Raw genomic sequence first — 13,237 nt, 5'->3', positions numbered from 1 at the left:
GAAGCATCTAAGAAAGGCGATCGTAGGAATGGGTATCGGCCCGCTGCTGTTGTGTGTACTCCTGATCGTTGTGTTGTGGTGGGGCCCGGGCTGGATCTTGGGGGAAGCCTTGGGCGTTCGCCGGGTTCTGCTGCCCGTCGTGGCACCATTGCTCGGAATGGGCGTATTGACCGTGATCGGCGTGATGGGAAATGCGCTGGGACTCAGCTGGCAGCTGCTTCCAGTGACGGCTGTCCTGCTGGTTCTCTCTGCACTCCTGTTCGCCCTGCGCATCACATTGCGCCGCTATTTCCCGGATAAGTTCGGGTCCGCGGCCAAACCGGCGATATTTGGCAAGCATCGGTTTGCAGGCTCCTGGTGGATACTCCTTGCAGGACTGATCGCAGGCGGTGCGGTAGCCGCTGTCTCATGGATTGTTGGAACTGAAGGCCTCCAGGGGATCAATCAGGACTGGGATATCCCGTGGCACGCCAACATGATCCGGTTGATCTCGGTGAACCACGAGTGGGATCCGAGTATCGCGGGCAACTTCGCCTACTACGACACCAATATTCCTGAAGCTCCCATCCGGAGCTACCCGATTGCCTTCCACGCCGTGCTGTCGCTGTTCTGGCCGATGAGCGGTGTCAGCATCCCCGTGTTCCTTAACGTCTTTGTCCTGGTGATGATGGCAGTTCAACTGCCGTTGAGCACCATGGCACTGACGATGCTGGTCACTCGCCGCCCGATCGCCGTGGCTGCGGCTGCGGCCGTTGCCGGCTGGTTTACGGTCTACCCTTATGACCTCCTGTGGCGTGGCCCGCTGATTCCGTTCTTTGCCGGCATGCTGCTGGTAGGTCCATTCGCTCTGCTGGCAGTGAAGGGAGCGGTGGAACGGCAGAAGTTCTGGGTCCCCGGCATCGCGTTCGGGGCAGTAGGACTTATCGCCGTCCATCCCTCGCTGGCCTTCGTTGTACTTCCCGTACTTCTCTTCTGGTTGCTTTCGGCGTTGATCCGCCGAAAGGGCAGGATTCTCGGCATTACGGTATACCTCGCCGTCTCAGGTGTCCTCGCGGTGGTCCTCGGCTGGCCGATCATCGCCCAGATGCTGAAGGAATCCGAGCGCGTTTCCAAGCAGGTGTGGGCAGCGGACACCGATCGCAACGGAGCCATCCAAAACATCATTTTCCTGAACCATGGTTCGATGGCTATGCCGATCCTGACCGCCCTCGTGGCACTGGGCTGTTTGGCCATGATCCTCAGGATCCGCATGTGGTGGTATTTCGGTCCTGTGTTGGCCTTCGCATTCCTGTCGGTCTACACAATGGGTACCGACAACCCTAGATTCATGACGTTGACGGCTCCGTTCTACGACGACCAGTGGCGTATCTTCGGCATCCTCGTAATGCTCCTTGTACCGCTCGCAGGCTTGGGAGTGGCGCAGTTGGCCGAAGCCATCGCGTGGTTGGTCGCAAAGATACGCAGCAGGTCGGGGAAATCCGCCCCGGATGGATCTCACGCCGGCCACAGGCCCAGCCATGTAGTGACTGCTGCGGCAGCTGCGGCCGTGCTCCTGGTGAGTGGTATTGCCGCCATCCCCTACTTCAAGCAGAACGCCGAGCGGATCAACATCAATACCAAGGTTGATGGCGCAACGCTGAGTGCATCAGAAGTTGGGCTTCTCAGCAAGATCGACCAGTACGTGCCGGCGGACGCCACCGTGCTGAACGACTCATGCGATGGTTCGGTATGGATGTACGCACTGGGCAACCGCATGCCGATGATCCGCCATTTCGAGATTCTTCCGACAAACCGTCAGTTGCTCGTCCTCCAAAAGCTCCCTGAACTTGCAACGGATCCGCAGGTACGCGACGCGGCCGCTGAATTGGGCATCGAATGGGTCTACATTGCCGACGGCAGGATCAGGGCATGGGATGAGCCCAAGGCGGGGCTCACGCAGCCTGATTCCATTCCATACCTCCAGCTCGTGGTGCGTGAAGGAAACGCCGCCCTGTACAAGATCGACTGGTCCCAGTTGCCTGGTGGCAAGGAGGCATTCGATGCCTCGGCGAAGGACCGTCTGCAGCTTGACGGCGTATCAGGGATTCTTGAAAACCGGAATCCGGACGGCATTGCACCGCTAGGAAGGATCTGCTGATCATGAAGGCATTTATCTCCAAGTTCCTGGCATCCAGCTTGTTCAAGTTCCTGCTCATCGGAGGCTTGAGCTTCCTGCTGGACCTTGGTCTCCTGGCCCTGTGCTTCCAGGTCTTTGGCTGGCCGCTGTGGCTGGCCACCGGTGCAGGCTTCTGGGGCAGCTTCTTCTTCAACTACTTCCTGCAGCGCCATTTTGCCTTCAACGGTGGCGGAACGGCCCTCGGGGGAGTGCTTCGGTATTCAGGCCTCCTGGTTTTCAATACGCTGGCTGTGATGGGCATTGTTGAGCTTTTCGAGTTCATTGGTGCCGGCTACGTAGTGGGTAAAGTGGTTGCGACGATCGTGACCATGGGGTGGAACTACTTCATTTACAAGCACTGGGTCTTTCCTCAGAAGAAGCAATCGAACAGCGGCAGCGAACAGTTAGATGGCCAGTCGGGCACCGACACGCCAACACAGAAACTCACACCAAACAGCAGCGAAGGATAATCGATGTATCGAGGCGTTCGAATTGCCGCGGTAGTACCGGCCTACAAAGAAGAAAACCACATCGCCCAGGTCATCGAGACGATGCCTGATTTTGTTGATGACATCGTCATTGTTGATGACTGCAGCCCGGACGACACGTCGGGAGCCGCACGCCGCGCCGACGACGGTCGCGTCACCTTGATTCGGCACGAAGTCAACCAGGGCGTGGGAGGTGCCGTCCTGACGGCCCACAAAGCAGCCATGGAACTGGGTGCCGACATCAACGTGGTCATGGCAGGCGATGCCCAGATGGATCCCGACTACCTTCCCCAACTTCTTGATCCCGTGGTAGATGGCTATGGCTTCGCCAAGGCCAACCGGTTCTTCTCGGGAGAGTCGTTTGCAGGAATGCCCGGCTACCGCATTTTCGGCAACATCGTGTTGTCCTTCATGACCAAGCTTGCCTCCGGCTACTGGCACATCTTCGATCCGCAGAACGGCTACACCGCCATCCGCACCGAGGTCCTCCGCCGCCTTCCAATGAACAAAGTGGCAGCGCGCTACAGCTTCGAAAACGACCTCCTGATCCACCTCAATATTCTTGATGTTCCGATCGTGGATGTGCCGATTCCTGCGGTCTATGGCAACGAAGTCTCCAGCATCAAATTGCGGAAGGTCATTCCCGAACTCCTTGCCATGCTCTTTGGCGGCTTCTGGCGCCGTGTGTGGTGGAAGTACATGGTGTGGTCCTTCTCCGCTGTTGCCCTCTTGCTGATCGCCGGCATTGCCCTCATCGTCATGGGCCTTGTGGCTGGAATCTGGGTCCTCGCGGCAAGCGTGGGATCTCCGACGGCCGGGTCGGTGATGTTGGCTGTGGTGCCTTTTGTCCTGGGCGTGCAGATGCTCCTGGTATCCCTGCAGTTGGATATCCAGGCGAGTCCGAACAGGCCCACCATGCATCCCATGAAGGAACGCACTTAGGATCTCCTGAAAGTTAAAACGGGGAGGGTCCGGACGCCGAGCGTCCGGACCCTCCCTTTTTCATGTTCCTATGGAAGGGACGTGAATCCTCCCCAACCCCAGCCGACCTGGCTTCGGGAGAGCCATCCGGATGTTCCGTTGCCGGGGTACAGGAACAAGTTGCCACCGGCGTCACGGGCGAGGACATCGTTCTTGCCGTCACCGTTGAAGTCGCCCGGTCCGAGGATGGCCGTCATCCCGCTCCAGCCGCTCCCAACCTGGACCCGGCTAAGCCAACCACCCGTGCCGTTGCCTGGATACAGCCAGAGGATTCCTGAGGTGTCCCTGGCCAGGACATCGGTCTTGCTGTCGCCGTTGAAGTCGCCGGTACTCAGGATCGCATTCATGGCATTCCAACCCGTACCAACTTGGGCGCTTGAGGTGAAGCCGCCTGTGCCATTGCCGCGGTAGAGCCACAGGACGCCTGCCGAGTTTCTTGCGAGGACATCGGCCTTGCCGTCACCGCTGAAGTCGCCTGGCGCCAGGATGAGCGTCATTCCGGCCCAGCCGGTCCCCGCCTGGACGCGTGCCTGGAGGCCACCGGATCCATTGCCCGGGTAAAGCCAGAGAACACCATTCGCATCCCGGGCCAGGACGTCGCTGCGTCCGTCCCCGTTGAAGTCCTTCGTGGGAACGATGGCATTCAGCGAGTTCCAGCCGGTTCCCAGGGAGCGTTGGGTCAACCAACCCCCGGATCCGTTGCCCGGATACAGCCACAGCGTGCCGCCGTTGTCGCGTGCCACGACGTCGTTCTTTGCATCACCGGTGTAGTCCTTCCAGGTATTCGCCGGTGGGGCTGTCACGGTGTAGGCCTGGCTGACGATGCCCGAACTGTTGTTGGAGGTGTCCACCGCGAAATACTTCAGCGTCATGGCTGCCGTCAGCGTGATCGCTGAGGAGTACTTGTTGGCCGCTGTGGCGGTGGGGTTCGTTCCGTTGGTGGTGAAGTAGATGCTGGATCCAGCTTCGTTGGCGGTGAGGGTGATCTGCTGATTGGCGGGGTAGCTGCCAGCGGGTGGTGTCACAGTTACCACCGGAGGAGTGGTATCCAGAACCGTGTAGGCGCGCGTGGTGACGGCCGAGACGTTTCCGGAAGCATCCACGGCCAAGGCCTTTACGGTGGTGGTGGCAGTCAACGCAAACGCCGCAGTGTAGGCCTTGGTGGTTCCCGAAACGGTAGTTGCGGGGTTTGTCCCGTCTGTTGTGTAGAAGATGCTTCCCGGTTCACTGGAAGACATCGTGACCAGTTGTCCTGAGGCATAGCCCCCTGCCCCGGGAGTGACGGTCAGGGTCGGAGCCGTGTTGTCCAGCACGTACGTCTGCGTGACCACTGCCGATGAATTTCCTGCGGTGTCCCGCGCGAAGTACTTCAGGGTCATCGACGTCAAGGGGATCGGGCCCGAATAAACCGGACTCGATGTAGTCGGCGTCGTGCCATTGGTTGTGACGTAGATGGTGGCCGCTTCATTGACTGACAAGGCAATGGTCTTGCCGGCACCGTACGTTCCTCCGGCCGGATCCACGGATACGACGGGAGGGGCTGTGTCAGGAGCGAAGACAGTCACGTTCCTTGCAGCCGTGGAAGTGTTGCCTGCGTTGTCCCTGGCTTCCACCGTGAAGGTCACAGGACCACTTGGAACGTTCGTGTAGGCCTTGGGAGATGTGCAGGCCGTGTAGGCGTTGGAGCCGAGCTTGCACCTGAATCCTGCAATGTCCGTGGAGGTGGAGGTGAAGGTGAAGGATGGCGAGATGCCGACAGTTGCGCCTTCCGCGGGTGAACTGATGGATACCTGGGGCGCGGTCAGGTCGGCGGTTACGGTTACCGACGCAAGTGTGCTGACGTTGCCGGCCATGTCCGTGGCTCGGACCCGCAGGACGTGTTGCCCCGCGGTAGTGAGATTGAAAACGTGCCCGTTGGCGCAGGCGGTGAACGTTGTCGTGGAATCGACTGAGCAGGACAACGTCGAATCGGGATCGGAGGTGACGCCGAGGACCGGCGCGCCGTTGACGGTTGCCCCCGCCGCGGGTGAGGTGATCACCGGTGCGCTGGGTGCGGCCAGGTCGACTGTGAAAGTCCGCGATACGGGAAGGCCTGATGGAGCTGCCCTCACCGAGAACGTGTAAGCGCCGCTGGCCAAAGCCGTTGACGGCGTGAAGGTGCCGCCGGAGCATACCTGCCAGACCGGCGTCGCCGTGCTCAACTGGAGGCTGCACTCAAGGGCGCCGCCCGGCGGCGTTGAAGCAACAGTGAACGTTGGCGTGGAGTCGTTGGTGAACGCCGGGTTGGCCGCTTGGGTTCCATTTGCCGCCGTCGGACCGCTGACGATGGAAGGTACAACGCCACCCAGGGTGAGCATCCTTCCGCGCTCAGCGGGCTTGGCAGGATCCAATTGTCCCGGGTCTTCCATGACCAGGAGTTTGCCGTCCCGCATGGTCAGGCCGCCGACCTTGCTGAAGCCCAGGGCCCACTGGTTGTCCACGGTGTCCGTACTCAGGTCGATGCGGGAGATGGTGTCCTTCCCGGCATCGGCTGTGGTGGTTCCGACCCCGGTTCCTGTGTAGAGGACGAGGGGCGACTGCCAGTCGTAGTAGATGGCTGTCGGCTTGCCGACGTTATAGAGCGGCGCTGGGACGAAGTTGGTCAGTACACCGTCTTCGGGTGCCGTAAACACCGTCAACCCTGTGGTTTCTGCGACATACACCACTACGTTGCCCGCACTGTTGCGGTGCGTGGCAGCCAGGCTGAGGGAGCTGGAGTTGACCGAAGCGATGGATTCGATGCTCGGATGGAGGGCCGTGGGATCCACGATTTTGACGATTGACCGGGCGTTGGCAAACGACAGGTAGATGTTGCCGTCGGGGCCGTCGCTGACGGCATTTGGCCTCAGGTCGCCGTCGAAGATGGTTAGCGCGCCGTTGTACTCGAATACGCCATTGTCAGGATTCCACAGGGCCCGTACGACGTCGGAACTTCCGACGGCGGCATCCGGAATGAAGGCCACTTCGTCACCATCGCCGTGGTTGGCAGGGGACGGATCGATCATGGCGGGCGTTCCGGCCAAGGCCGGGCCGTTGTCGTGACCAGTCAGGGTTCCACCGAGGCAGGTGTCCGTTTCGAGGCCCCCCGCGGTTGCGCCCGAAGCCTCCGTCACGCGGCAGAACCCTGCCCGAGCGTCGGAAACCCACAGGCGTCCGTCCGGGTCCACCAATGTTCCTGCGGCTTTGGTCAGACCTGTGGCCACTGTCTGGCGTGCTTGGTCCGCGAAGGCCGGGCCCGCTGTCAGGACGCCGGTGAGTGCCGCCGTCGCAAGGCTGGCAGTGGCCAGAACTGCCGTCAGTTTGTGGCGTTGCCGTCCTTCGCCCGCCTTGCTGAGTGCAATGCGGCGGGGAGTCTTATGAGAGGTTCTTGAGCGACCGGCGAAGGCAAGACATGCCAAACCAAGCTGAAGAACACTGCGATTGCGCGTGTCCACCGAGGGATCCCCACTTCATTCGGATGCTCCCCAGCTCCGCATGCATTGGTTATTCGCCCCACGCCGTTTCCGGCTGCGTCTACGTACATCTTCCACCAATTTTCACATTTGTCACTAGTGCATTCCTGAATGGCCTCGGATTCAGGGGCGTCAAGCAGTCCGTCTTGACCACACAACCGCCGCACCGCACGATTGAGGTGGAGGTCACAATGCGCAGAATGTTGCTGATGGCAATGCCGATGGTGATGCTGTTGGTCGCCTGCACGGCCCCTTCATCACAGCCAACTCCTGGGAACAGTACGCCGGCACCCAGTAGTGACACTGCTACCGCAGGGCCCAGCCAGTCGTCGTCCGCTCCCGGAAGCCGCGAAACTGGCGACCCCGGTCCGTCAGCAGGCGACGACGACCCGGGTCGTTTCTCCTACCGTTGCACCAGCCTTGACGCATCGCCGGAAGTCCAGTTGTCGAGCCTCGCGGAGGTCTGGGCTGCCAATAACTACACCCGTATGGACTCCTGCGAAGTCACCTACGCAGGTGAAGAACCATTCGTTCCAACGCCCCGCGAAGCTGAAGCTATTTCCACGGCCGCGCCGCAGGGTGCAGTAGCCGAGGATGGTCTGGCAGCCATGCAGGATGTCCTCCGGTTGTGCACGCGCATCAGCGATGAAACAGGCCCCGGCGGATTCGAGGAGGCAAGTCACGGGACGTTGCTCGCTGCGGCTGCATTTTGTCCGGACGCGCCGCAGGGGAAAATCATCGCTGGCTGGGCTCAAGGTACGAGGGTTGGCGACGGCAGCCATGTAGTGGGCGAAACCGTGGAAGCCGGCGGAGTCCAGCTCGTCAAGCCCGGCGCTTTGGCCAGCGAATGTACGTGGTCCGTCGCTGCGCAGGACGGTTCCGTCGTCGCCAGCGGAGGAGTCCCTGAGGCCGGCAAAAACGTCGAGCTTGAGGCCGGCCAAAACTTTACTAGTGACAAATGCGGAATTTGGGGGAAGATGTACTAAGACGCAGCCGGAAACGGCTTGGGGCGAATAACCAATGCATGCGGAGCTGGGGAGCATCCGAATGAAGTGGGGATCCCTCGGTGGACATGCGCAGGCGCAGTGTTCTTCAACTCGGTGTGGCAACTCTTGCCTTGGCCGGTTGTTCAGGAACCAAAGTAGATACTTCCCAACCAGCCGCACTCGATTTGGCGCCTGTTATCGCAAATGATGACAAAGTCCCCATTGAGCGTCCGGAGCCTCTCATCCGGTACCAATTCACATGTACTGCGGCAGACGGCAGCCTGATTGGCAAATTTTCGAGCCTCGAGGAAGTCTGGGCATCCACGCGGTACATGCACGTCACGGACTGCCAGGTGGCCTACGTCGGAAGTGGACCGCACATCCTGACTCCCGAAGAAACGGCTGCCGTCAACGCGGCCGTGGCCGCCGGTGCGGCTCCCGGCCAAGCGTCGGCTCTGTGCCTGCTCATCATCAGGGCGTGCACGCGTACCGATCACAGGACACTGGCAGCCTCACTCGCGGCCTACGGGATACCCGTAGTGAAGGGCGCACTGACGTTGGCCCCGTTGGCTCCGCAGGCTGCGCTGCTGACCAGGTGGCTCAAGACTGCAGTGCCTGGCTAGACACGGAGAAGGCGCAGATTCCGCCCTGATTTTTCAAGCCGGGGCGGCGCATTTCAGGGCGATATTCATCGCTACCAACCACACAAATCTGCGGGATCACATGGTCTAATGAAGGTGGTCTCACGTATTGGCTGTTCAGCGTATTTGGGAAACTGACTTTGTTTGGGGGCAAACGAAGATCACCCGTTGCGCACAATCAAGGAGTGATCTTTTATGGCGTTTAGAGTAGGAACTGCAAGCGCTGACATAACGCCGTCGCTGAGCACCAATCCGTATATGGCTGGATATGGTTCTACCGACGGCGGACGCGAGGCCACCAGCAGTTCACCGTTCGAGCCCTTGTACGCTCGGGCCATCCTCATCTGGGAAGACGCCCATCCCCACATCATCATCAGCCTGGATGTCCTGGCATTGCCGCGATCCATGCACCAGCGGATCCGGGACAGGATCATCGAGCTCGCGGATTGGTCGAGCAGCGACATCCTGATCCAGGCGACGCATACGCACAATGGGCCCGCCTTGATTGACACTCTCCATCCCTTCATGGCTTACGGGCTGGCGGATTTGGGCTTGGTGCGTTCTTACAGTGCCGATCTTGAAGACACCATCGTTGACCTCGCCCGGGAAGCCTTGGACGCGGATGAAACGGCAGTGACTTTCGACTACAAAGTTTCAACCCAGAATTTCTCCGCCAACCGCGTGGGACTGCCATACACGGAAACGGCAGTCCCAATTCTCGTCGCCAGGCGAGGCAATGGTACGCCGGCTGCCGTGATATTTAGCTATGGGTGCCATCCCATCAGTGCAGGTCTGCGCACGCTCTTTGATGGAGATTTTGCTGCAGGCGCCTGCAATTACATCGAAAACCGGAATCCGAATTGTTTCGCGATGTTCGTGCAGGGTCCGGCTGGAGATCAAGACCCCGGGGGAGTCCGCAGCTGGGAACTCCGGGACCAGCATGGAGACGCCCTTGGTGCCACGGTCCATTCGAACATGCAATCTGCGGGGCGTGCCCTCAGCGGTCCCATGGTGACGCGCTACCAGGAAGTCCAACTGCCGTTGGATATCACTCCGACAGCCGGAAATCTGGCCGCGGTGCGTGCTTCCTACGTTGCCAGGCTGGCCAATCCCAACGGCCAGCCCCAGTGGTACCAACGGCACGCGCAGGTAATGATCGGACGCATTGACAGCAACAGTTTTGAAACGGCTGTACCGTCCCCGTTCCAGGTGTGGAAATTCAATGGCAGCCCGGAGCTGAAGATAGCCATGATCGGTGGCGAACTCGTCAGCGGCTATGCGGCTTATTTTCGCGGCCGAAATGGTGGGACCAACGGTATTATTGTCGGTGGATATGCAAATGAATCCTGCTGCTATATACCAAGCAATGAGTTCTTTCCACCTTTCATGCCTCTGGGCAGTTATGAAGGTGGATGGGAGCCCGACTTCCCTGGAATCGCGGGGGGTTCGATGACTGTCTACGGCCACTTGGCGCACTTCAAAGCCGGCACTAATGGCGTGGAGACCACACTGGTAAATGCCATGAATGCTTTGCTTGCATAGAGTTGGCCCGGCTAAGGGCAATGATGAATGAGGGGCCCGCCCACGGATTTCCGCGGATGGGCCCCTCATTCATGACGTGGTCTGAGCTTGGGGGTCCTGCTAACCGGCGGCCGGTGCCAGGATTGTGAGGTTGCTCCAGCCTGTGCCGATCCTGGTTGGCGTTCCCCAGGTCTTGTTCGAACCTACAGGGTAGTAGCGCAGTTCACCGATGGTGGTTCGTGCAACGACGCCGAGTGAGCCCGCACCCGCAAATCCACGAACGGCACCGAATCCGGAAATCACGTTCCAGCCGGTACCCACAACGCTTGGAGCTTCCTGAATGAAGTTGCCGGTACCGTTAGTGCGGTACAGCTTTAGGTCCCCGGTGCCCGTTTTGACGAGGAGATCAGCATTGGAATCCTTGTCGAAGTCCATTTGGGCAATGTCCAGGCCGGCCCATCCGACGCCGATGTAGACCCCCGCGGAAAGGGTCTTGCCGCTGGGGTTATTGAAGTAGTACAGCCGGCCGGCGGAGTCATAGCCGACAATTCCGGGGTGCGCGTCTGCCTTTTTCCAGGTGCCTACGCTCAGGGTCCAGCCCTTCCAGTTGCTGCCCAACGCTATCGCCGTCCCAAAGCCGCTGCCGTTCCTGCCCGGGTAGACGTTTAACCGGCCGTCAGACCATTGGGCGACAATGTCCAGTGCGCCGTCGCCGTTCCAGTCGGTGACAAACCCTGCTTTGAAGCCCGCCCAGCCCGTTCCGATGAGGTCTTCCGGCAAAAGGGCCGTGGTGCCGGTCCCCGGATAACGGTAGAGGTTGGCATCCGGACGGACCGCCAGGACATCTTCCTGGTCGATGCCAAGGGTTGTCTCCACATCCAGTGAGGCACCACTGATGAGGCTTGCGTCGTTCCACCCCAACCCTATGAGGCTGCGGTTGCCCCATGACCCGGAACCTGCAGGATAGTAGTAAAGATCGCCGTTCGCTGCACGGGCGTGGAGACCTTGGGAGTCTGCTCCATTGAAGTTGATTGCCGAGCTTACTGCCGTCATGCCACCCCAGCCCGAGCCGATCACCCTGCCGGGCTCGCTGATGAAGCTGCCGACGCCATTGGAACGGAAAAGACGGAGGGTTCCGTCCGAAGTGCGTGTGACAATGTCCTGGTTGCCGTCGCCGTCGAAGTCGATTTGGTTGAGTTGGTGGCCGCTGAATCCGGTGCCAATCAAGACACCGTTTCCAAGTCCTCCACCGCCGCTGTTCGGGTACCGGTACAGATTGCCCAGGTAGTCCTGTCCGATCACACCCGGATAGGCATCCTTCGCGTTCCACCACCCTACTGTCAGGGACATTTCCTGCCACCCGGAACCGACTTGGATGGGTGCGTAGAAAGACCCCCCAGGGGCGCCCCGGAATACCTTTAGCGTCCCATCGGACCATTGGGACAGGATGTCCTGCACTCCGTCCTGGTTCCAGTCCACAACGTAGAGCGACTTTGCGCCGGACCACCCTGACCCGATGGCGACAGGTCCGGTGATTCGACCCGAACCGTTTGCAGGGAAGGCGTCCAATCGTCCGCCCGGGCTCGTAGCAAGGACATCGGCAGCAGACTTGATGGACGGATTCGAAGGGTAGGAGACCCCGCGGGCAAACGTGCGCAGCTGGTCATAACTGCCATTGAAAATGTTTGAATCACCCTCAAACGGACCTGTGCTGCTGTACTGCCACATCGTGTAGTCGCCCCAGCTGGCCGGCATGGAGCCCGGCGAATTTGTGGGGTTGTTCCAGTAGGAAGCGATCCACAAGGGGTAGCTTCCGAAGGTGGAATTGCCGACGCAGGTGTTCCACCAATCGGTGGTGCTGTAAATGACAGGGAAGCGGCCGGTCAGGGCCTTGACGGTGTTGCCAAAGTCGGCTGCCCATTGCCCCAACTGGGCTTTGGACATGTCGTAGCACGTGTTGCCGAAGTAGAAACCGTTGATGGTTCGTCCGGCGTACGGGTTGTACTCGATGTCCAGAACGGGCGGGAGGGTGTATCCGTCGGCCGTCCAGCCTCCACCGTTCGCCACGAAATACCGTGCTTGGTCAGCGCCTGATGACCAATTGGGGATGGCGAAGTGATAGGCGCCCCGCACCATGCCCACGTTGCGGGAGCCGTTGTACTGCTGGGTGTATTGCTCGTTGAGGTAGTAGTTGCCCTCGGATGCCTTGACGTAAGCCCAGCGGGATCCTTGGTTCCATTGGCTCTGCCAGTTGATGTTGGGTTGGTGGGCGCTGACGTCCTGTCCGGCGACGCCGATGGTGGGACGCCAGTGGCCCGGATCTGCTGCCATGGAAACCGCGGAGCTGACTGCGCTGCCTATGGCCCGTGAGCCTGAAGCTGCCGGGGTGCCATTGCTTTGTTGCGCTGCCAGGACCCTGGGGGATCGTTGTCCCATTTCCGCGCCGCCTGCCGGGATGGCTGCCCGCATGGCTGCCTTCATCGTTTCCGCGTCCGGTGCGTTGCCGGGCATTGCTTGCGCTTTGGGGAGCTGTCCCTCGGAGCCGTTACCGGGATCGGCGGGCAACGGCGCAATGTCGGGTGAAGGCTCGACGGCGGGCAGCGGCTGTTGCTGCCCGGCACCTGCGGGCTGCGGTCCCTGCGCTGGAATTGTTTCCTGCGCCTCAGGCGATGGGGCCGGTCGTGGTCCGGAGGACTCTGCCCATGACGGCGAACCAAGGCAGCTGCCCGCTACGAGGGCGGTCGTTAGCGCCAGGCCTGCCCGGGCCAGTAGGCTGCGGCCGAACGGGGCACTTGCACGTCTTTTCATCTTCATATCCGGCCCTGTACCGCGGCTCAGCGGCGCATGGGGTGGCTTGCGGACAAGCTCCGGGGCGGGCGCTTGCGCATGAGACCAAAGGCCAGCTCCTAACGGGCTTTACCATAACATCCTGAAACTGGAGTGACTAGTGGGATCCAGGTTGCTCACGTGGCTG

The 13,237-nt window shown here is 60.5% G+C and carries 8 protein-coding genes; 6 read left to right on the top strand and 2 right to left on the bottom strand.

The genetic code is table 11. The annotated features are described in order from the left end of the window. Positions 1-28 precede the first annotated feature (28 nt). Genes J3D46_RS19710 through J3D46_RS19700 form a run of 3 tightly spaced genes read left to right on the top strand, consistent with a single transcriptional unit; the run spans position 29 to position 3,585 of the window. Positions 29-2,137, top strand: coding sequence for a DUF6541 family protein (locus J3D46_RS19710; RefSeq protein WP_231338128.1), 2,109 nt, complete (start codon positions 29-31; stop codon positions 2,135-2,137). A 2-nt stretch (positions 2,138-2,139) separates the two neighbouring features. After that, positions 2,140-2,625 (top strand): GtrA family protein, encoded by a 486-nt coding sequence (locus J3D46_RS19705; protein ID WP_231338155.1) that lies wholly within the window; start codon positions 2,140-2,142, stop codon positions 2,623-2,625. Between the two features lie 3 nt (positions 2,626-2,628). Beyond that, the gene (locus tag J3D46_RS19700) at positions 2,629-3,585 is read left to right on the top strand and encodes a glycosyltransferase family 2 protein (protein WP_089595595.1); all 957 of its coding nucleotides are present in this window, start codon (positions 2,629-2,631) and stop codon (positions 3,583-3,585) included. A gap of 68 nt (positions 3,586-3,653) precedes the next feature. On the opposite strand, the gene J3D46_RS19695 is transcribed toward J3D46_RS19700, so the two are convergent. Beyond that, on the bottom strand, positions 3,654-7,097 hold the full coding sequence (locus tag J3D46_RS19695; protein ID WP_231338181.1) for a chitobiase/beta-hexosaminidase C-terminal domain-containing protein: 3,444 nt from the start codon (positions 7,095-7,097) through the stop codon (positions 3,654-3,656). Between the two features lie 227 nt (positions 7,098-7,324). Between J3D46_RS19695 and J3D46_RS19690 the strand changes: the two genes are divergently transcribed. The 3 genes from J3D46_RS19690 (at position 7,325) to J3D46_RS19680 (ending at position 10,284) form a co-directional block, all read left to right on the top strand. Continuing rightward, positions 7,325-8,101, top strand: coding sequence for a hypothetical protein (locus J3D46_RS19690; RefSeq protein ID WP_231338201.1), 777 nt, complete (start codon positions 7,325-7,327; stop codon positions 8,099-8,101). A gap of 86 nt (positions 8,102-8,187) precedes the next feature. After that, positions 8,188-8,724 carry a hypothetical protein gene (locus J3D46_RS19685; protein ID WP_231338211.1) on the top strand — a complete coding sequence of 179 codons (537 nt, stop codon included), beginning with the start codon at positions 8,188-8,190 and terminating at the stop codon, positions 8,722-8,724. A 213-nt stretch (positions 8,725-8,937) separates the two neighbouring features. Further along, the gene (locus J3D46_RS19680) at positions 8,938-10,284 is read left to right on the top strand and encodes a hypothetical protein (protein ID WP_231338219.1); all 1,347 of its coding nucleotides are present in this window, start codon (positions 8,938-8,940) and stop codon (positions 10,282-10,284) included. Positions 10,285-10,383: 99 nt separating this feature from the next. Here the strand turns inward: J3D46_RS19680 and J3D46_RS19675 are convergent, their stop codons facing one another. Next, complete coding sequence (locus tag J3D46_RS19675) at positions 10,384-13,071, bottom strand: GH25 family lysozyme (RefSeq protein ID WP_374110810.1); 2,688 nt, start codon at positions 13,069-13,071, stop codon at positions 10,384-10,386. Positions 13,072-13,237: the final 166 nt, after the last annotated feature.

It is taken from the genome of Paenarthrobacter sp. A20, from assembly GCF_024168825.1.
GTDB lineage: Bacteria > Actinomycetota > Actinomycetes > Actinomycetales > Micrococcaceae > Arthrobacter.
This window is presented reverse-complemented; position numbering and strand designations above follow the sequence as displayed.